Raw genomic sequence first — 19,061 nt, 5'->3', positions numbered from 1 at the left:
CGCGTGCGGGGAGCACCGGTACCGGGTCGAGGACGCCACCGTCACCGCGGGACCATCCCCGCGCGTGCGGGGAGCACTTTGCTGAGCTGGGCTTTTAGTTGCTGTGGGGGTCGGTTTTCAGCGCTTGGTCCGAGTCCGGCATCTGGGGACGACCGGGCCGTATGTGTGTCAAGTGGCCTCCTGGGCAGCGGAGTTCGGAGTGTTCGGGGCTCAGCCTTTGGCGTGCCGCGTCCTGTCGCGGAGGCGCCCGCCGTCGCGTTGCGCGGCCGTGCCCGTGGCAACCGTTGGAGTGCCGCCCAGGCCCAAGGGGCTCGCCCCCACGCTGGGCCGAACGGGTGATGGGCGCGGCGGAGACCGGTCAGGACTTCGCGGTGGTCCGCAACCCCAGCGGGGCGGCGATCTCCGCCTCCATGACGCGGCCGGCCTGGCGTTCCAGGTCACCGTCCTCCGCGTCGCTGTCCGTGTCCAGACCGTCCAGCTCGGCGAGCGGCGTGTCCAGGCGGACATGCGCGACGAGGGACTGGAGGGCGCGGAGGGCGGCGCTGGCGGTGGGGCCCCAGTTCGACAGGTAGGAGAACTGCCACCACCACAGCGCCTCGCTGACGCGGCCCGCGCTGTAGTGGGCCATGCCGTGCCGCAGGTCGCTGATGATGTCGGCCAGGTCGTCCGAGATCCGCGCGGCAACGGGCGTGCTGCGCGGAACGTAAGGGTCGAACACCTCGGAGTACACGTCGATCGGCGCCAGCAGCTCGGCCAGCCGCTCGCGCAGCTCGTCCATGTCCGGCTCGGGGCCCGTGTCGGGCTCGTACCGCTCCTCGGGAACGATGTCCTCGTACGCGCCCAACCGGCCACCAGCCAGCAGCACTTGGGAAATCTGGAGCAGCAGGTACGGTACGGCGCTGTCGGGATCGTCACCCCGGGCGACCTCGGTGACCGCGACGATGAAGCTCTCGACCTGATCGGCGATCTGGACGGCGAACTCGTCCGGGCCGTCGATACCGGCGCTCAGGCCACCGGCCCCGAGGACCGGGCCGCCGGTGACTGGACGGTCCGTGACCCGGCCGTCGATGACGTTGCCGTCGATGACGCTTTCGTCAGTGGCCGGGCCGCCGGTGGTCGATCGCTGCGGCATCGCTTCGGACATCACGTGGTCGCCTCCCCAAAGGTCCTCGCAGGTGCGACGGGCGCACACGGAACGTGCGCGTCCGTCCGCGCGTGGATTCGCGCGCCCGTCGGTGCGCCCGCGCCGGCATCGCCTGCATTACACATCAAGCAGCCGTCTACCCTCGAAGGCGCGTCCCAAGGTGACCTCGTCGGCATACTCCAAGTCTCCCCCGACCGGCAGGCCACTGGCTAGCCGGGTGACGCGAAGGCCCAGTGAGCTGACCATGCGCGCCAGGTACGTCGCGGTGGCCTCGCCCTCCAGATTCGGATCGGTGGCGAGGATCAGCTCCGTGACCGAACCGTCCGCCAGACGCGCCAGCAGCTCCCTGATCCGCAGATCCTCGGGGCCGACGCCGTCGATGGGGCTGATGGCACCGCCCAGCACGTGATACCGCCCGCGGAACTCGCGGGTGCGCTCGATGGCGACCACGTCCTTGGGCTCCTCGACCACGCAGATGACCGTACGATCACGGCGCGGATCGACGCAGACACGGCAACGCTCCTCCTGCGCCACGTTCCCGCACTCGGCGCAGAACCGGACCCTCGCCTTGACCTCCGTGAGCGCGTGCGCGAGACGGCGGACGTCGGCGGGCTCGGCCTGGAGGATGTGGAAGGCGATCCGCTGAGCGCTCTTCGGGCCGACGCCCGGGAGTCTGCCCAGCTCGTCGATGAGCTCCTGGACTACGCCCTCGTACACGTCAACGCCCCGCCCTCTCGCCTCTACCTGTGGCTAGCTGTGCTGCTCTCAGAACGGCAGCCCGGGGAGGCCACCGCCACCGCCGAGCCCCTGCGCGAGCGGGCCGAGCTTGACCTTGGCCAGCTCCTGGGCCGCGTGGTTCGCGTCGCGGACCGCGGCGATCACGAGATCCGCGAGGGTCTCGGTGTCCTCCGGATCGACCGCCTTGGGGTCGATCACCAGATCGGTCAGCTCGCCGGCGCCGGTGACCGTGGCCCTGACCAGGCCACCGCCCGCGCTGCCCTCGACGGGCGTCTCGGCCAGCTCCTGCTGCGCCGCGGCGAGATCCTGCTGCATCTTCTGGGCCTGCTGCAACAACTGCTGCATATCGACCCCACCACCGGGGAACACGGCCTCACTCCTGGCTCGTCGGCAACGGTGCGTACCCCTTGAGCCTACGGGCTCGGGCCGTCCGGGTCTCACTCGTGGTGGAACTCCTCGATAACGGTCGCCCCCAGTTCTCTGACGATCAGCTCATACCCGGCGAGGGCGCTGTCGGTCAGGTCCGGATCGTCCTCCTCCGGCACGTCGTCCTCGACGGCGACGGGCGGGGGTGGCGGGGCCTGGACCGGCGGCGGAGCCGGGGCGGGCGGGGGGGGGGCCGCCGCCCGGCCTTTATACACATCTCCGAGCCCACGGGGGGGCGGGGGGCGGCGCCGGGGCGGCAACCTCCACCTGCACCCCGACCGGCGGCCCGGCCACGTCCACGACCGGTGCCGGCGCCACGGGCGCCACCGGGCCCACGCCCCGCTCCAGCCGCTCCAGGCGGCTGAGCAGCGCCCGCTCGTCCCCGTACGCCGCCGGGAGCAGCACGCGGGCACAGATCAGCTCCAACTGGAGCCGCGGCGAGGTGGCCCCCCGCATCTCCGTCAGGCCCGTGTTGACCAGGTCGGCCGCCCGGCTCAACTCGGCCGGGCCGAGCCTGGTGGCCTGCGCCCGCATCCGCTCCAGCACATCCGCCGGGACGTCGATCAGCCCCTTGTCGGCCGCCTCCGGCACGGCCGCCAGGATCAGCAGGTCCCGCAACCGCTCCAGCAGATCCGTGACGAACCGGCGCGGATCGTGCCCGCCCTCGATCACCCGGTCCACTATCCCGAACGTCGCCGCGCCGTCCCCGGCCGCGAACGCGTCCACCACCGCGTCGAGCAGCGCCCCGTCCGTATAACCGAGGAGCGCCGTCGCCATCTCGTACGTGACCCCGGCCTCCCCGGCGCCGGCCAGAAGCTGGTCCATGACGGACATCGAGTCCCGCACCGACCCGCCCCCGGCCCGCACGACGAGCGGCAGCACCGGCCCGGCCACCGGAATGGCCTCGCTCTCGCAGACCTCCGCCAGATAGTCCCGCAACGTCCCGGGCGGCACGAGCCGGAAGGGATAGTGGTGCGTGCGCGACCGGATGGTCCCGATGACCTTCTCCGGCTCGGTGGTCGCGAAGATGAACTTCAGATGCTCCGGCGGCTCCTCGACCACCTTCAGCAGGGCGTTGAACCCCGCCGGGGTGACCATGTGCGCCTCGTCGATGATGTAGATCTTGTACCGGCTGCTCGCCGGGCCGAAGAACGCCTTCTCGCGCAGATCCCTGGCGTCGTCCACACCACCGTGCGAAGCGGCGTCGATCTCGATGACATCGATGGACCCCGGCCCGTTCCGCGCGAGATCCCGGCACGACTGGCACTCCCCGCACGGCGTGGGCGTAGGGCCCTGCTCGCAGTTGAGACACCGGGCGAGAATGCGCGCGCTGGTCGTCTTCCCACAGCCCCGCGGCCCGCTGAAGAGGTACGCGTGATTGACACGGTTGTTCCGCAGGGCCTGCTGGAGCGGGTCGGTGACGTGCTCCTGCCCGATGACCTCGGCGAAGGTCTCGGGTCGGTAACGGCGGTACAGCGCGAGGGAGGACACGACTCCGACGATATCGGCCCCCACTGACACACGAGGGCCCCTCACGCACCTACCAGAGCTCACCTACCCTTGCTGCCTTCCGGCCCTGGGGGAGTTCAGCGAGATAGCACCGCGTGAGGGGCTGCCCCCAACCCTACCGGATCCCCACCCCACCCCCGGCCCCACCCAACGGGTTTTGTGTGTTTTTTTTTTTTTTTTTTTTTTTTCTTTTTTTTTTTTTTTTTCAAGCAGAAGACGGCATACGAGATTTCTGCCTGTCTCGTGGGCTCGGAGATGTGTATAAGAGACCAGCGCGAGCACCGTTCGCGGTCTTGTAAGGTGTGCGGCGGAGGATTCGCCTAGTGGCCTAGGGCGCACGCTTGGAAAGCGTGTTGGGTTCACACCCTCACGAGTTCGAATCTCGTATCCTCCGCCCAGCTCTCACCGGGCTGACCGAAGGCCCCGCCGCCATCCACGGCCGGGGCCTTCGGTGTGTGCGGTCTCGGTTCTGGTCGCAGTTCTGGTCTCAGTTGCCATGAGCGGGTCAGGGCCGAGGTGGGCCGACAGTGCCTGCAGCCTTGTCGAGCCATCTCGTCAGCCCATGGGTGGACCTCGACCGGCTTCGGACGGCAGAGGGAAGAACGATCATGGTCGCCGTGATCGCCGAGACAACGACGAGACCGGCGTCCGCCGAGCAACCCACTGCCATCACGCGGGCAGAGCACATCTGAGAGCGAGTTGAGGCTGGACGGGGCTCTCACAGCTTGACCGACACCGTCACTCGGAAAGAGCCGCACCCATCCGCGGTTCCAGAAACTGACATCACTTGCCAGGTATACGCCTGCCGGTGCGGGGAGTTGTCACCGCATGTGGTTCTCGAACCACTCCAGGATTCGCTCCGGATGGCGCTGGAACCATAGATAGCCGTCCCACATACCTCCGGCAGCGGATCCTCTGCGTCAGAGACCACCGCGGGAGAAGTCCGCCAGTTGATCGCCTGCCCCACCCCGAATCCTCACCCAGCAGTTCAGGGCATCTCACCGCCCGAGAACGCACGGGCCCTGCTCGGGCCCCGGCACGCTCTCAATGCGTCGCAGCGGCCCGTCAGGCGGAGTCATCTCGCACTTACGAAAACGGGGCCCCAGGCACTTCGCCTGCGTTCAACCCCGTCCACAGCTCATCGCCGAGGCGGCTCCGCGGCAGGTCGGGACGCCGGCAACCGCCCCCGGACAGACATCTTTCGGATGCCACCCATGCGCGCCGTGGACGAAGGGGCGGCTCCGGTCGTTGCCGCAGCGGTTTCACAGAGTCCCAGGCCCTGAAGCCTCTTCCGGTCACCGCGTCAGCGGCACCGCTAGGCCGGGAGGGAGAAGCCCTCGGGTGGCGCGCCCTGGACGAACAGCATGCCGACCCGGACCTTGTCCTTCCGTATCTCCCGGGCCCGCCGGTACTCGGGGGAGTCGTACCACTCCCGGATCCGGGCCATGTCGGGGAATTCGAGGACCACGAACCGGGAGGAGTCCCAGGTGCCCTCGACGGGCTCGGGCGTGGGTCCCGCGACCAGGTAACGGCCGCCGTGGTCGAGGATGGACCGCTGGGCTACGGGGGCGTAGGCCAAGCCGGCCTCCTCGTCGAGCACATCGACGTTGACGATGACGTAAGCGGGCATGAGTTCCCCCAGCTCTTTTGGACACGGCGTGTACTAATGTCACGGCGGAGACTACCGCATCCCTGTAACCTCCCAAGGTGAGCATCGACGAGGGCCGACACGTCGCGAGCACGATGAGCCGCCGGCAGCGGCTGCGGATCGAGACGAGCCGGGAGATCAAGGCCATCGCACTGCGGCAGATGGCGGAGGGAGGGCCCGGAGCGATCTCACTGCGAGGCATCGCCCGCGAGATGGGGATGACCGCTCGCGCGATCTACAGCTACTTCCCCACCCGGAACGACCTGATCACCGCGCTGATCAGCGGAATCGCCGCCTCGCTCGCCGAGGCGCTGGAAACGGCCAGCAACGCCGTCCCCGAGACCGACCCCGGCGGCAGGCTGCTGGCGTGGGGCCAGGCCCTGAGGGAGTGGGCACTGGCTCACCCGGAGAGCTTCCGGCTCTTCTACGGCCACCCCATCCCCGGCTACCAGCCCCCCGAGGACGGGCCGGTGGACCAGACGGCACGTCGCGTCTGCCGCGAACTCACGCGCCTTGTGGCCGCCGCATGGCCCCACGCCCGGCACCGCCAGCCCGAGGACACCTCCTGGTCCGACCTTCACCCCGACTACGTCACCAAGATCCAGGCGGACCTCCCGGACGTGCCACCCGCCGCGGCCGCGCTCGCGCTGCGCGTCTGGGGCCGGATGCACGGCCTGGTGGCCCTGGAGATCGACGGCCACATCCACCCCGTCGCGGGCAACCCGGCCGCCCTGCACCGCGCCGAGATGCTCGACCTCGTCAGGTCACTGGGCCTCTGACAGCTCCCTCCCGGGCGGCGATCATGTGACTGCCTGGCAGCCAGGTCGTTGTCCTGATGCGAGTCGGGGTGACTCGGACCGACCAGGAGTGGGAGCGGTCGCGCCCGTCTCGCCGGTCAGCAACGGGCGTGGGGGCAGATGGCGGGATCACCGGCAGGCCGTCAAGGGAATCGCACACCGGGTGTGGACCGGGGTGCGGCGGCGGAACCTGCCGGAACGGTACGGCCGTGGAAGACGGTCCACGAACGGCACTGTTGTGGCCGGCCGACGACACCCGGGAGCATCCCGCGCGATGGGTCCGGGCTGCGGCAGACGCCGCCGGGGGGCTGGTGGAGGTGGTGAAGAAGCTGAGGGACCGGGCCGGTCCCGAGGCGCGGCTACATCCACCTCGGCACCATCACCGGCCAAACCTCTGGAACCCGATCCACGGCCGGGGCCTTCGGTGTGTGGAGTCTTCAATTGGTCTTGGGCGTCCCCGACACGAGCTGGAGGGCGCGCCGGTGAGCGGTCGCGCGGGCGGCGGGGGTGCTTGGCGGTATCGAGGCCGCTCCGGGCCGTTCCCGCTCACTGGAGAGTTACACATCTAGTCACGTCTGGTCGTTGATGATGTCGACTCCGGAGCGTGCCCGGTCGGTGGCGGGGGCCACGAGGTGTCGGAGAGGCAGCACTCGAACGGGTGATCACCACGACGAACCAGGCGCGGACGCCGAGCGCGTCGATCAGGCCGCGTGGAAGGGCTCCGGTCACCGACGGGAATGGACGAAAAACCGTCACGGATGAACGATGGCTCGTAGGCTCCAAGCCGTGCACAGGACTCTGACGGAGCACGCCCGGTGTCTCTACGGAGACGAGTACCGACCCACGCCGCGATGCGAGACCGAGCATCGCGAGCACTACTTCATCCAGGAATTGACCTTCGCCGACCCGGACTCGATTCTCGCGATGCTCCATGAGTTGAGCCCGTTCCAGGTCGACGGCTTCTTGCCGGTCTGGGTGCGCAACCTGGCTTATCGACTCGTACTGTTGCAGCGGCCGGACGAGCCGGCACTGATGCGGGAGGCCGCTGAGAACCTCTGGTTGCACGGCCCCGATTGGGACCACATCGCCGCAGAACTCACGCGGCAAGCTGACGCCCTGGACGCGGACTGAGTTGGTGGCGTTAGTCGTGGCCTTCGCCTCCGACGTCTCCTTGCCGGCCACAGCTCCTTCCGCGGCGCGAAGGGCTTGAGCGCGGGCAGGTTCGGCACGAGATTCGCCCAGGCCGCGCAGCGGGCAGCAGCATCGGCGAGCGACAGGTACGGGGTGCGGATGCGGGACCAACTGCCGGAGGTGTCTCCGGCGATGGCCAGGCCGGGGCGGCTGATCGTCACCCAGCCGGGCACCGACGCCCTGGCCCACAGCCCCCGGGGACGGCTTCCGTCTCGCACTCACCCGCACCCACGAGGCCCTGACCATCGCGGTCGCCGACTCGGGCGAACGAGAGCGCGGTATACGCAGCGACAGCTCTCACCCCCGTCCTGATCACCCTGGTCCTCACTGTCACCATCTGCCGCAGCGGCATCCGGCAGATGGTGACGACGGGCCTTCTGCGGCCCTGCGTCTCACCGGACGTGCGTGAGGAGACCGCTCGGGCCCTGGGGCTCACATTCGCTTGGGCCCCGGGCGCAGTACAGCAACGGAGTACCGCAACCACCCCGACCGCTCCCGACGTCGCCGTAGCGACGTCAACCAACTGGCCCCGGCAGACCTCAAAGACTCGATCGCCTGGTTGGCAACGAGGCAGTCACCGTGGGCAGTTACTCCGGATACTGGTGCGGTGACGATGTACGTGAACGTTCGCAAAGGGTCCGATGAGGGCCCGCATCCCTGCCCGTGCTGTGGGTTTGTCACGCTCTCCGAGCGTGGTGGATACGAGATCTGCCCCGTGTGCTTCTGGGAGGACGACGGCCAGGACGATCAGGATGCCGACCGCGTTCGCGGAGGCCCCAACGGTCGGTTGAGTCTCACCCAAGCCCGGAGGAACTTCCACGCCATCGGAGCCTGCGACGAGCGTCACGCTCCACTGGTCCGGGACCCAGTGACGCGGGAGCACCCACTCCCGTGACAGTAGGGGGCGGCACCGGGTCCCGATCCAGAACCTGTTGTCTCGATCAGGGCGCGGGCGTGAAGCCATAGACATGCCGGGACGGAACGGGGAGCCGGGAGTCGTTGGAATCCAGCCCGCACAAAGGGTGAGCCGGATCGCCCGGGTTATGCCGGACGGCAGTACCGGCTTGGCCCTCACGCCCCACCCCATCACTCGGCGGATGGTCTGTGGTCACCAGGAGCGTTACTCCGGGAGCGTCCGCGTACTCCACCGCGAATAGCCGTCGACGACGACGCGTCTGACCGCTTGCGGGCAGCGCCATGGCTCCTCCTCGACCACCAGGACGCCCCTCGGGGCTTTCCCGTCTCGATCAGCACCGGTCACGGCCGTGCGGACAGCACCGCGACTCATGTCCTTTACGGTGTCCGGCCGCCGTTGGACGCAGGTGAACGGCAGCCTCTGCCCAGCTCTCACCGGGCTGAACGAAGGCCCCGCCCATCCATGGCCGGGGCCTTCGGTGTGTGGGGTTTCCGTTGGTCTTGGGCCTTCCCCGGGGCGCGTCCGGGGACGTTCGTGTGCCGCCGACGCGCGTCCGCCAGCTCCCTTCTCGCGTGACTCGTCGGGCGGGGGACGTCAGGGAGCCACGGTCATCCGCGAAGAACCGCAGGTCAGACCCGTGATCACCCCGCCTCGCTCCCGGCGTGGGACGTTCGCCGTCAGGGGCGTGCCGTGCAGCGGGCGCGAATGGCGGCAGGCAGGCGCATACTGGTCGTAATGACAAAGCCAGCCGCCCCGAGGCGCTACCTGCCCACCAGCCCCTTCAAGGCACCGGTCACGCCGCCCCCCGAGCGGTTCGCCGTGGGGGATCAGGTCACACACGACACGTACGGCTGCGGCCGAGTGATCGGCATCGAGGACGAAGTCGCGGCGCTCGTCGATTTCGGCTCGGTGCGAGAGCGGATCTTGAGTCCGTACACCAAGATGAGCAAGCTGTAGGACCGCCGTGCCCTCCCGGCATCCGGCTCCGTTCCCCCTATGACGATTGGAAGATCTCTCATCGAACCGCCCTGCCTGTTCTCCGCCCCGGAAGGGGCACCCTCCTATGCCACCGAGGCATCGCCACCCCCGGCGACGAACCCCTTCCAGGCCCCGGACTTCGGGGAGGACGAGACCTTCCTGATGGAGGACGCGCAGGCTTCCGTCCCGGACACGGGCACGGTTCGACGCGCGGCACGCTAGTTCCGGCCGGTGACCTCGGCTCGGCAGAGGGCCGGGCCCCTGGGTGGGGCCGCGGCTCTCGGGGGTGGGTTATGCCGGCCAGCCGCCGTAGGGCACGGTGATCAGTTCCATGGCGTGGCCCGACGGGTCCATGAAGTACACGCCGCGGCCACCGTCGTTGTGGTTGATCGCGCCGGGCTGTCGCGCGTGGGGGTCGGCGTAGTGTTCGATGCCGCGCTGCTTGATCTTGGCGTACGCCGCGTCGAACTCCTCCTCGGAGATCAGGAAGGCGTAGTGCTGCGAGGTGATCTTGTCCGCGGGCATCGTGGCGAAGTCCAACGTGACGCCGTTGGCCAAGTCGACCGCGATGAACGGGCCCCACTCGGTGCCGACTTCAAGTCCCAGCAGCTCCGCGAAGAACTCCGCGGACTCCCGGTTGTCCCGGGAATGGACGATCGTGTGGTTCAACTGAACTGACAAGGAATGCCTCCGAAGGCATCTCCGACACCTCCATGCCTCACCCAGCCGGTGACCGGCACGCGATGTCGCCAGGGATTCTAACCGCCGCGGCTCATGCGGTGCGGCTCGCGGCGGGGGCGTTCCAAGCTCAAGTCGGACGTTGCCCAGCCTCGTTCTTCCTCATGCGGCGTGGTTGAGGTGAGTGCCGACAGGCCATAGCGTGGTTCCGTAGTCGGCTGACCACGCAGGGGGTTGGGTATGGCGCGACCGTCCGACTGGAGTCCGGTCGGTATGGAGTCGGACCCGACACCGGGTGATCCTGAGCGGGTTCGTGAACTGGCCGAAGAGTTACAGACGTTCGCGGATGACGTGGGGGAAGCACTCGGCAAAATCCGGGGATTGGCTTCCGACCGTGCCGTGCTGGACTGGGCCGGGCTCTCGGCGGAGGCGTTCCGGTCGGAGTTCGACGGCGTTCCGGACAACCTGACCAAGTTGCAGACGTCGTACGACATGGCGGCCGACGCACTGGCGACGTACTGGCCGACGCTCCAGACAGCACAGGGGATGGCGGATCGGGCACTGGAGCGGGCCATCGAGGCGCAGGCCGATCTCGCGGGAGCGCAGGTCGAGTTGGGCGATGCCCAGGACTGGGTCTCCCGTGCCGGCGAGGAGGCCGAGCGCCTCCAGGACGAACAGGAGCAGGAAGTTCCGGAGCCGCCCTCGGAGTCGGAGGTGCGCGGCGCGGTCCGCGATCACCAGGCTGCCGAGGCCGCCGCCTCCGCGGCCCAGACCCAGGTCGCGGAAGCGGAGGAACGCCTGTCTGCCGCCCGTGACCTGGCCGAGCAGGCACGGGAGATGCGGGAGGAGGCGGCCCGTATCTGCGCCCGGGAGATCGACGAAGCCTCGGACGCGGGAATCCAGAACCGCAGTTGGTCGGAGGACGCTGTCGACTGGGCCGTCGACAACTGGGACACGCTCGTCGAGATCTGCAAGGTCGTCGTGGCCGTCCTCGGCATCGTGGTGATGATCATCGGCGGCCCTCTGGCCTGGGTGGTCCTCGCCGCCGCCCTCATCGTTCTCGCCGACACCCTCGTCAAGTACGCCAGAGGAGAGGCATCCCTGTGGGATGTCGCCTTCGCGGCCCTGGATTGCATCCCGGGTATGAAGGGGCTCACCACCGCCGGCGGGCTGCTCGCGATGGCACGGAACGCGCCCGGCATGCTCAGGAACATCACGGGCAACCTCGGCAGCCTGGCCAACTCCGCCCGGAGCCTGGCCACTCGGGGCATGACCACGATCGCCCGCGGCTTCGACGGCGCCATGCTCGATGTCGCCGGGGCCGTACGCGGTCTCGACAACAGCAGACCGGTGACGGACGGCGTGAAGGACGCGCTCCGCAATCTGAATCCGCAACTGTCGAGCCGGACATTCACTTCCGATCAAGGCCATTACTACGCCACCCGCGTTTTCGCCGGGGGCCGCCCCGACGGGCAGACCGTTTTCGCGGGGCATGGTTTTCTTGAGCGTGGAGCGGGCGATTTCGTCGTCCCCGAGGGCACGTCGATCTCGTTCTACGCCAATCACGGCGAGGCCCTGAACGGACTCGACGGAGTAGCGGTCGAAGGCGGCGTATATCCCGGTGGTGCGGTGGAGGTATTCAACGCCGGAGATGTCGTTCCCAATTACACTCTTGCCGCGCCGCAGAGCCCGTCGGGGGGTTTCAGCGTGTTCGAGAACTCGACGACAGTCGCGAACCGCACCAACCTGAGTGACCTGCTCGGCTCGAACATGGGGGACGTCCACTGGGCGGCCTGCCGGGAGCTGATGTGACCCACGTTAGGATTCCACTGTGATCGACGGGACTTACACGCGCGCGGAAAACGCCTGGGTGGGGACGAGCGCCGCCCTCGTCGTGCGCAAGGACGACCTGGAGCCGCGGACCGTCACGGAGCGTCTCGGCCTCGCCCCCACGAGGACCCGTCTGCCGGGCCCGGACCGCTGGCGCCCGGGTGGGGACGAGGCCGGGCTCTGGCTCTTCGAGTGCCACGAGACGCGCAAGAGTCTGCCGGAGCAGGTGAACGAGGTTTTGGACGTGTTCACGGCCAAGGCCGGCGAACTGCGTTCCCTCATCGACGAGGGCTACGATGCGACGCTTGCGCTCTTCGGTTTTGTGGGCGACGGTTCCGTGGTCGAGCTGTCGTCCGAAACGATCGCGCGTATCGTCTCGCTCGGAATTCCCCTGGAAGTCGGCGTCAGCACCAGCGAGCGTTAGGAGCGGCGGTCATGGAAAGCAACGCAAGGCAGTGGCAGTCGCTCAGCGTGGCACTGGAGATCACCGAAGGCGCTCTCGATCCGGAATCTCTCCGCGAGCGGCTGGGCACGGACATCGATTCGCTGTCCGCCGGCGGGGACGACCTCGCGGGGATTTTCGATGAGCTTCTTCTCCGGGTGACGCCTCTCGCGGGCGAACTGAGTGCCCTGCGCGCGGAAGGTTGCGAATTCCGGATCGCCGTCACAGGCCAGGTGGAATCCGGCGCCCGCCTCACGATTCCTTCCGGCGTGCTGGCCCGAGCGGCCGACCTCGCGCTGCCGCTGTCCTTCATCACGCGAGCGAACGTCTCCACGGAAACGGAAGACTTTCTCTCCTCGCTCGGTGGATCTGCTGGGATTCAGGAAGGCTGATTTCTTCTCGCGGCCCGGGCGAAGGTGACGGCGGATGCCGTCAGGCAACTGGTGCGCGTCATCGCCGGGTAAGACTCAACTTGCGTGCCATGCCGGGGCGTTGAGGTGCGGCTTGAGCGGTGGTCGCCTGCGGCGCCAGTAGCTCTGTGTCGCCTCGGCCTGCCCCGGCGACGGTGTGGGGCGCGGCGGCCGGTGGTGGCGGCCTTGTCGTTCCGCGACCGCGCCCTGGGAGGCATTCGCCCGGCGCCGACGGACGGCAAAAGCAAAGGCAAGGAGGTCACCCGCTCCTTGCCACTCTTAACGTATAGCGCACTGGGGGGCTTGTGGCAAGGCCCCGGTCGTGGTGCAGAATCACCGGCCTAGGCCGGAAATCGCGGAAATCAGTGATCCGCGCATTTGATACCGCTATGTCAACGTGCTCGGGGTGTGGTGTGCGCGCTGCCGGGCTGCGTGGGGCGGTCGGCCGGGATGGGGCTTTGTTCGCATGAGGGGGTTGTGATGTTTGACGTGATCGTTGTGGGCAGTGGGCCGACCGGTCTGATGCTGGCCGGGGAGTTGCGGCTGCACGGCGTACGGGTGCTCGTGCTGGAGAAGGAGACGGAGCCGAGCGGGCAGTCCCGCGCACTCGGTCTGCATGTACGCAGCGTCGAGGTGATGGACCAGCGCGGCCTGCTGGACCAGTTCCTCGCGCTCGGGCAGCAGTTCACGGTCGGTGGTTTCTTCGCCGGGATCGGCGAGCGGTGGCCGGAGCGGCTGGACACCGCGCACTCGTACGTTCTCGGTATCCCGCAGAGCACCACCGAGCGCCTGCTGGCCGAACGCGCCGCCGAACTCGGCGCGGAGATCCGGCGTGGCTGCGAGCTGGTCGGGTTCCGCCAGGACGACGAAGGGGTGACCGTCGAACTGGCCGACAGCACGCAGGTGCGCGCGCGCTACCTCGTCGGCTGCGACGGTGGCCGGAGCACCGTACGCAAACTGCTCGGCGTCGGCTTCCCCGGTGAGCCCACCAGGGTCGAAACGCTGCTGGGCGAGGTCGAGGTGACCATGCCGCCGGAGGAACTGGCTGCGGCGGTGGCCGAAGTACGCAAGGAGCACTCGCGGTTCGGCACCATGCCGCTGGGGGACGGGGTGTACCGCCTCATCGTTCCCGCCGATGGAGTGGCCGAGGATCGCTCGGTGCCGCCGACCCTTGAGGAACTCAAGCAGCAGGTGCGGGCGTTCGCCGGGACCGATTTCGGCGCGCACTCACCGCGCTGGCTCTCCCGTTTCGGCGACGCCACGCGGCTGGTCGAGCACTACCGGACCGGCCGGGTGCTGCTCGCCGGGGACGCGGCCCACGTCCACCCGCCGACCGGCGGGATGGGGCTCAACCTGGGCATCCAGGACGCGTTCAACCTCGGCTGGAAACTGGCCGCCGACCTCAACGGCTGGTCTCCGGAAGGGCTGTTGGACACCTACCACACCGAACGGCACCCGGTGGCCGCCAACGTGCTGGACAACACCCGCGTCCAGACCGAGCTGTTGTCCTCCGAGCCGGGGCCCCGGGCAGTGCGCCGACTGGTGTCGGAGCTGATGGAGTTCGAGGAGGTGAACCGGTACCTGATCGAGAAGATCACCGCGATCGCGGTTCGTTACGACTTCGGCGAGGGGCATGAGCTGCTCGGCCGGCGGTTGCGGGACGTGAAGCTGAAGCGAGGACGCCTGTACGACCTCATGCACGATGGGCGAGGGCTGCTGCTCGACCAGACCGGCCGGCTCTCGGTGACAGGTTGGGCGGACCGGGTCGACCACGTCATCGACGTCAGCGAAGAACTCGACGTACCCGCCGTGTTGCTGCGGCCGGACGGCCACGTCGCATGGGTCGGCGAAGAACAGCGCGACCTCCTCGATCACCTGCCCAAGTGGTTCGGCACCGCGACGGGTTGATGTGTGACTCCTGGGAGTGGCGGCCGGCTTCCTGCGTGGCTGGAGGCGCGTGAATCCGGCTCGGTTCCCCTGGGGAGATCGATCGCGGGCGACCGGGTTGTGACTTCACGGTTCCGTCCCGTGTTCTCCGCCCGGCTCGCACCGGGCTGAACGAAGGCCCCGCTGCCCTCCGCTACCGGGGCCTTCGTTGCGCGCCGGCCCCGGCCGGAAATCACGGAATCTCGGTGATGCGTGAATTCCGCGTTGAGCGGGGCCGCTGCCCGAAATCGGCTTTGTTCGTTCGAATAAGGGGGTTTGATGTTTGACGTGGTTGTTGTCGGCGGTGGGCCGACCGGTCTCATGCTGGCCGGGGAGTTGCGGCTGCACGGCGTGCGGGTGCTCGTGCTGGAGAAGGAGACCGAGCCGACCGCGTACGTGCGCGCCCTGGGCCTGCACGCGCGCAGTGTCGAGGTGATGGATCAGCGCGGTCTGCTGAACCGGTTCCTCGCGCTCGGGCAGCAGCACCCGGTGGGGGGCTTCTTCGCGGCCATCGCCAAGCCGTCGCCGGACCGTTTGGACACCGCACATCCGTATGTCCTCGGCATCCCCCAGACCACCACCGAGCGCCTGTTGGCCGAGCACGCCATCGAGGTCGGGGCCGAACTCCGGCGTGGCTGCGAGCTGGTCGGTTTCCGGCAGGACGACGAAGGGGTGACCGTTGAACTGGCCGACAGCACGCAGGTGCGCGCGCGTTATCTTGTCGGGTGCGACGGTGGCCGGAGCACCGTACGCAAACTGCTCGGCGTCGGCTTCCCCGGTGAACCATCCAGGGTCGAAACGCTGCTGGGCGAGATGGAAGTGACCGCGCCGCCGGAGACGCTGCATGCGGTGATGGCCGAAGTCCGGGAAACCGAGAAGCGGTTCGGCGTCATGCCTCTCGGCGAGGGAACATACCGCCTCGTCGTTCCCGCCGAGGGGGTGGCCGAGGACCGTACGGTCCCGCCGACCATGGAGGAGTTCACCCGGCAACTCCGGGCGGTCGCCGGGACCGACTTCGGCGCGCACTCACCGCGCTGGCTCTCCCGTTTCGGCGACGCCACGCGGCTGGTCGAGCACTACCGGACCGGCCGGGTGCTGCTCGCCGGGGACGCGGCGCATATTCACCCGCCGGCCGGCGGGCAGGGGCTCAACCTCGGCGTCCAGGACGCGTTCAACCTCGGCTGGAAACTGGCCGCCGACCTCAACGGCTGGGCCCCGGCAGGGCTGTTGGACACCTACCACACAGAACGGCACCCGGTGGCCGCCGACGTCCTGAACAACACCCGCGCGCAAATGGAGTTGCTGTCCACCGAGCCGGGCCCCCAGGCGGTACGACGACTGGTGTCGGAACTGATGGACTTCGAGGAGGTGAACCGGTACCTGATCGAGAAGATCACGGCGCTCTCCGTGCGGTACGACTTCGGCGAGGGGCATGAGCTGCTCGGCCGGCGGTTGCGGGACGTGAAGCTGAAGCGAGGACGCCTCTACGACCTCATGCACAGCGGCCGGGGATTGCTGCTCGACCAGACCGGCCGGCTCTCGGTGAGAGGCTGGACCGACCGCGTCGACCACGTCATCGACATCAGCGAAGAACTCGACGCACCCGCCGTGTTGCTGCGCCCCGACGGCCACATCGCATGGGCCGGCGAAGAACAGCGCGACCTGCTCGACCACCTGCCCAAGTGGTTCGGCACCGCGGCGGGTTGAGCGCGCGGTAACGTTCTGGCCTTTCCGTGAAGGCCGACTTCCGCTTCCTGTTCTTCCTGGCGGTCACTGAGCAGCTTGAGCGACGGTGGAACGCCTGACGCGGTCACGCGGTGGCCGGCGCGGGGACTCGGTGTCCGAGTTCCCGCGCCGGGCTCACATGGAGGCGATAACCCGCCCCGGCTGGTGGCCAGTCCCTCCGATCCGGGAATTGCGCGTATCCGGGCCGGCGGCCTGCTCAACAGCTTCGGGTGCGAACGGTGACCCAACGGGAACGCGGCGACCGCACCGCGCCGCGGTGGGCCTCGACGGCCTTCCGCCATTGATCGAGAGATGCCTCACCCGGACCACGGCGGCGGGAGGGTTCATGCCTCTGTCAGCCGGGTGTACTTCTGCGCATGGCCCCGCGACAGCTCCACCGGATACCGGGTTCGGTTGATCTCCACCTTGTCCCTCAACGCCCCTGCCAAGTCGATGCCGAGCACATCGGCCAGCCGGAGCAAGTACGAGAAGATGTCGGCCAGTTCTTGTTCAACTGCCTTCGCCCGCTCAGGTGACCGCATGATCGAGCACGACTCGTCCGGGTCGAGCCACTGGAAGATCTCCAGTAGCTCACCGGCTTCTCCCGCCAGTGCCATGGCGAGGTTCTTGGGTGTGTGGAACTTCTCCCAGTCACGCTCCTCTGCGAACTGGGTCAGCATTTCCTGGAGTTCTCTCATGGGCACGGCCTTTGCGTCGTGGGGCGCGCGGAGCGTGGGACGCTGAGCACTGGCGCCCTTCACACGGTCCTGGCAGGGATCAGGCTCCGCAGCATGGTCCGCGTTTCGGCGTCAGTCGAGTAGAGCACGGTGCCGACCAGCCCGCGCGTCAGCAACACTTTGTACGTGTTGCGCAGGAGGCGGTGGAAGTCCCGCGGTGACGCTCGAGTCACGCTGCGGTCTTCGCTGGCTGACCGCACCGCACGCCAATCCGTGCCACGCCAGACCAGATCGTGACCGAAGATGGCCCCGTTCCACGCGTACTCGAACCCCTGCGCGGTGTAGATGCAGCCGATTTGGCCGAAGCCGGCCGCCTCTGTGGCCCACAGTGCCGACGCGGGGGCACCGCCTGTCGGGCGATCACTCCGGAGATTCCAGGGCCTGCGCCATTCTCCGATGACCACGTCATCGACCAGGCTGCCGTCGGCACGTGGGTCACTCCAGGGCCAGCAGAATCCCGCCGTCATCCGGGCTGTGTAGCCGGCTTCGTGCTGTGCGCGAAGGTAATCCTCCATCTCCTGGGGCGAGTCGGCGACGAGCAACGCGAAGTTCTCATCTCCCAGCCAGGGAATGGGGCCACCGGGCACGAGGCCCAGGAGGCGGAGAACCCAGTGTTCGTAGGCCCGGCTCCCACCGCACCGGAACTGACTGTTGAGGTCGACGTGCCGGACGAGACACTCCCGCGCGTGCGCGGCTCGGGCGATGGTTTCGACGCTCCCCATCTCTCCCGGACGCACCACCTGATGCTCGTCGAGCAAGAACACCGGGACCCTTGCCGCGTCGATGAGCTCCTCTACCTGCTCACGGCTGTCGCGGCGCGCGGTCGGGGTGCCGGGACCTGCCTGCGACTGCCGGATGCGATGAGCCTCGTCGCAGATGAGGACGTCCAGCCCGTTCCGTTCGGCGGCTGAGAAGGTGTTGAAGTACTGGAAGAGCTTGGGTATCTGGCTGTGCTTCCTGCCCACCACGTGCCGGAGAGTGGTGGTGAAGGATTTCGATCCGGTGGCGTGGACGACGCTGCGCCCGTTGCGTCCGAGGTAGCTCATGAGGTGGAGGGCGATGACGCTCTTTCCCGAACCCGGTCCACCGGAGACGACGATGACTTCCTTCTTGTCCGAGCGACGGGACAGGGCCACGGCCCGCTTGACCAGGGAAACCGCGACCTGTTGCTCGTCCAGGAGCAGGAACTCGCCGCCATGGATGATCTCGTCCGCGGCGACCCGCATGAGCTGGCGGCCCGGAGCGACGGGACTCTCCAGGAGAGCATCGGCCTCAAGTGATCCGTCCAGGGGGGAGAGTCGGGTCTGCAGGTACCGTTTGAACTCGCCGCAGGTCGTCTTGGTGAAGAGCTGGGCCTTCGCATCGGGTAACCGGAAAAGCTCGTCAATGTGCTGATCGGTGGTGTTGTGAAGGTAGGCGACACCCGCGACAACGTCCTGCTCGTCACTCAACAGGCTGGTGAAGTCCTGCAGGTACTCGCAGTAGCGGCGCACCTGGGCAACGGGATGCAGCAACGGACGGTTCCCCATCTTCGCTACCAGACAAAGGTCTTCCGCGTCCGGAACAAGGCGGGCTTCACTCCACTGCTTGAGTTCCACAACGACATAGGACGGTCTGCCGGTCGCGGGGTGCGAGCCGGCGAGGACGGCGTCCGCGCGCAGGCTGCTGAGGGGGAGTCGCTGTTCGATCAGCACCTCGACCTCATCGAGCCCGGCATCGCAGAGCACCTCACCCAGGGCAGGAAGGCTTTCCGTCCAGGCGCGGCGCTCACCCACCGACGGTTCCTTGGCGAGAACGGAGTGGTACCGCTGCGCCAGGCGTTCAACGAGGCTGTCGCCGTTGCTGCGTTCGAACAGTGCACGTGCGGACATGCGGAGAAGGGGCACGGGGAACTCCGTAGGAGAGCCGGACATGACGACGGGAGGGCCCTTGGGGATCTGGTGATTCCCGAAAGACTGAGCGGGCG

The 19,061-nt window shown here is 68.2% G+C and carries 17 protein-coding genes, 1 tRNA gene, 1 other RNA gene, 2 pseudogenes and 1 CRISPR repeat array (1 of these 22 only partly in view); of the genes and pseudogenes, 10 read left to right on the top strand and 11 right to left on the bottom strand.

The window, feature by feature from the left end; genetic code table 11:
• Positions 1-77: a CRISPR direct-repeat array (repeat unit 29 nt; unit sequence GGGACCATCCCCGCGCGTGCGGGGAGCAC); it reaches 564 nt to the left of the window's first position.
• Positions 78-358: 281 nt separating this feature from the next.
• The 6 genes and pseudogenes from BN2279_RS17080 to ffs all read right to left on the bottom strand — a co-directional run bounded on the left by BN2279_RS17080 (position 359) and on the right by ffs (position 3,925).
• On the bottom strand, positions 359-1,144 hold the full coding sequence (locus tag BN2279_RS17080; RefSeq protein WP_234347966.1) for a DUF5063 domain-containing protein: 786 nt from the start codon (positions 1,142-1,144) through the stop codon (positions 359-361).
• 117 nt (positions 1,145-1,261) lie between these two features.
• Complete coding sequence (gene recR, locus BN2279_RS17075) at positions 1,262-1,861, bottom strand: recombination mediator RecR (RefSeq protein WP_059010491.1); 600 nt, start codon at positions 1,859-1,861, stop codon at positions 1,262-1,264.
• A gap of 48 nt (positions 1,862-1,909) precedes the next feature.
• Positions 1,910-2,251: a YbaB/EbfC family nucleoid-associated protein gene (locus tag BN2279_RS17070; RefSeq protein ID WP_079032232.1), complete on the bottom strand. Its 342-nt coding sequence runs from the start codon at positions 2,249-2,251 to the stop codon at positions 1,910-1,912.
• Between the two features lie 68 nt (positions 2,252-2,319).
• Complete coding sequence (locus BN2279_RS31770; protein WP_159037245.1) at positions 2,320-2,523, bottom strand: hypothetical protein; 204 nt, start codon at positions 2,521-2,523, stop codon at positions 2,320-2,322.
• Positions 2,524-2,638: 115 nt separating this feature from the next.
• Positions 2,639-3,799, bottom strand: a pseudogene (locus tag BN2279_RS17065) (DNA polymerase III subunit gamma and tau); the annotation flags it as partial.
• A gap of 29 nt (positions 3,800-3,828) precedes the next feature.
• Positions 3,829-3,925, bottom strand: an RNA gene (ffs, locus tag BN2279_RS27855) — signal recognition particle sRNA small type.
• Between the two features lie 201 nt (positions 3,926-4,126).
• Between ffs and BN2279_RS17060 the strand changes: the two genes are divergently transcribed.
• Positions 4,127-4,211, top strand: a tRNA-Ser gene (locus BN2279_RS17060).
• 921 nt (positions 4,212-5,132) lie between these two features.
• Here BN2279_RS17060 and BN2279_RS17055 read toward each other — a convergent pair.
• Positions 5,133-5,447 carry a DUF1330 domain-containing protein gene (locus BN2279_RS17055; protein ID WP_059010487.1) on the bottom strand — a complete coding sequence of 105 codons (315 nt, stop codon included), beginning with the start codon at positions 5,445-5,447 and terminating at the stop codon, positions 5,133-5,135.
• Between the two features lie 77 nt (positions 5,448-5,524).
• Between BN2279_RS17055 and BN2279_RS17050 the strand changes: the two genes are divergently transcribed.
• Entirely contained in the window at positions 5,525-6,244 is a 720-nt protein-coding gene (locus BN2279_RS17050; RefSeq protein WP_324612843.1) for a TetR/AcrR family transcriptional regulator, read from the top strand.
• Positions 6,245-7,048: 804 nt separating this feature from the next.
• Positions 7,049-7,393, top strand: a complete 345-nt coding sequence (locus BN2279_RS17045) for a hypothetical protein (RefSeq protein WP_059010930.1) — start codon at positions 7,049-7,051, stop codon at positions 7,391-7,393.
• Between the two features lie 62 nt (positions 7,394-7,455).
• Here the strand turns inward: BN2279_RS17045 and BN2279_RS30705 are convergent.
• A pseudogene (locus BN2279_RS30705) lies at positions 7,456-7,602 on the bottom strand (FtsK/SpoIIIE domain-containing protein); the annotation flags it as partial.
• 464 nt (positions 7,603-8,066) lie between these two features.
• Between BN2279_RS30705 and BN2279_RS27850 the strand changes: the two are divergent.
• Complete coding sequence (locus BN2279_RS27850; RefSeq protein ID WP_079032275.1) at positions 8,067-8,348, top strand: CPCC family cysteine-rich protein; 282 nt, start codon at positions 8,067-8,069, stop codon at positions 8,346-8,348.
• A 756-nt stretch (positions 8,349-9,104) separates the two neighbouring features.
• A complete protein-coding gene (locus tag BN2279_RS17040) occupies positions 9,105-9,326 on the top strand; it encodes a hypothetical protein (RefSeq protein ID WP_059010928.1) in 222 nt (73 codons plus the stop codon).
• A gap of 312 nt (positions 9,327-9,638) precedes the next feature.
• Here BN2279_RS17040 and BN2279_RS17035 read toward each other — a convergent pair whose 3' ends face one another.
• Complete coding sequence (locus BN2279_RS17035; RefSeq protein WP_059010485.1) at positions 9,639-10,028, bottom strand: VOC family protein; 390 nt, start codon at positions 10,026-10,028, stop codon at positions 9,639-9,641.
• Positions 10,029-10,298: 270 nt separating this feature from the next.
• On the opposite strand from BN2279_RS17035, the gene BN2279_RS17030 reads away from it, so the two are divergent.
• From BN2279_RS17030 to rox (BN2279_RS17010), 5 genes are all read left to right on the top strand, one after another.
• Positions 10,299-11,837 carry a WXG100 family type VII secretion target gene (locus tag BN2279_RS17030; RefSeq protein WP_059010483.1) on the top strand — a complete coding sequence of 513 codons (1,539 nt, stop codon included), beginning with the start codon at positions 10,299-10,301 and terminating at the stop codon, positions 11,835-11,837.
• 19 nt (positions 11,838-11,856) lie between these two features.
• Positions 11,857-12,279, top strand: a complete 423-nt coding sequence (locus BN2279_RS17025; RefSeq protein WP_059010478.1) for a DUF4279 domain-containing protein — start codon at positions 11,857-11,859, stop codon at positions 12,277-12,279.
• Positions 12,280-12,290: 11 nt separating this feature from the next.
• On the top strand, positions 12,291-12,689 hold the full coding sequence (locus BN2279_RS17020) for a hypothetical protein (RefSeq protein ID WP_059010476.1): 399 nt from the start codon (positions 12,291-12,293) through the stop codon (positions 12,687-12,689).
• 498 nt (positions 12,690-13,187) lie between these two features.
• A complete protein-coding gene (gene rox, locus BN2279_RS17015; protein WP_059010475.1) occupies positions 13,188-14,615 on the top strand; it encodes a rifampin monooxygenase in 1,428 nt (475 codons plus the stop codon).
• A 297-nt stretch (positions 14,616-14,912) separates the two neighbouring features.
• Positions 14,913-16,340: a rifampin monooxygenase gene (gene rox / locus BN2279_RS17010; RefSeq protein ID WP_059010473.1), complete on the top strand. Its 1,428-nt coding sequence runs from the start codon at positions 14,913-14,915 to the stop codon at positions 16,338-16,340.
• A gap of 362 nt (positions 16,341-16,702) precedes the next feature.
• Here the strand turns inward: rox (BN2279_RS17010) and BN2279_RS17005 are convergent, their stop codons facing one another.
• Positions 16,703-17,056 (bottom strand): nucleotide pyrophosphohydrolase, encoded by a 354-nt coding sequence (locus BN2279_RS17005; protein ID WP_324612842.1) that lies wholly within the window; start codon positions 17,054-17,056, stop codon positions 16,703-16,705.
• Positions 17,057-17,115: 59 nt separating this feature from the next.
• Positions 17,116-18,966: a DUF2075 domain-containing protein gene (locus BN2279_RS17000; protein ID WP_059010924.1), complete on the bottom strand. Its 1,851-nt coding sequence runs from the start codon at positions 18,964-18,966 to the stop codon at positions 17,116-17,118.
• Positions 18,967-19,061 lie beyond the last annotated feature (95 nt).

The sequence above is a fragment of the Streptomyces specialis genome (genome assembly GCF_001493375.1).
GTDB lineage: Bacteria > Actinomycetota > Actinomycetes > Streptomycetales > Streptomycetaceae > Streptomyces > Streptomyces specialis.
The sequence above is the reverse complement of the archived record's forward strand: the minus strand, read 5'-3'. Positions and strand labels throughout refer to the sequence as shown.

Bases quoted from the DNA above. Each gene is read 5' to 3' on its own strand.
- BN2279_RS17055 (WP_059010487.1), bottom strand. From the start codon at position 5,447: ATGCCCGCTTACGTCATCGTCAACGTCGATGTGCTCGACGAGGAGGCC.
- rox (WP_059010473.1), top strand. From the start codon at position 14,913: ATGTTTGACGTGGTTGTTGTCGGCGGTGGGCCGACCGGTCTCATGCTG.
- BN2279_RS17030 (WP_059010483.1), top strand. From the start codon at position 10,299: ATGGAGTCGGACCCGACACCGGGTGATCCTGAGCGGGTTCGTGAACTG.
- rox (WP_059010475.1), top strand. From the start codon at position 13,188: ATGTTTGACGTGATCGTTGTGGGCAGTGGGCCGACCGGTCTGATGCTG.
- BN2279_RS17040 (WP_059010928.1), top strand. From the start codon at position 9,105: ATGACAAAGCCAGCCGCCCCGAGGCGCTACCTGCCCACCAGCCCCTTC.
- BN2279_RS27850 (WP_079032275.1), top strand. From the start codon at position 8,067: ATGTACGTGAACGTTCGCAAAGGGTCCGATGAGGGCCCGCATCCCTGC.
- BN2279_RS17020 (WP_059010476.1), top strand. From the start codon at position 12,291: ATGGAAAGCAACGCAAGGCAGTGGCAGTCGCTCAGCGTGGCACTGGAG.
- BN2279_RS17000 (WP_059010924.1), bottom strand. From the start codon at position 18,966: ATGTCCGCACGTGCACTGTTCGAACGCAGCAACGGCGACAGCCTCGTT.
- BN2279_RS17005 (WP_324612842.1), bottom strand. From the start codon at position 17,056: ATGAGAGAACTCCAGGAAATGCTGACCCAGTTCGCAGAGGAGCGTGAC.
- BN2279_RS17080 (WP_234347966.1), bottom strand. From the start codon at position 1,144: ATGTCCGAAGCGATGCCGCAGCGATCGACCACCGGCGGCCCGGCCACT.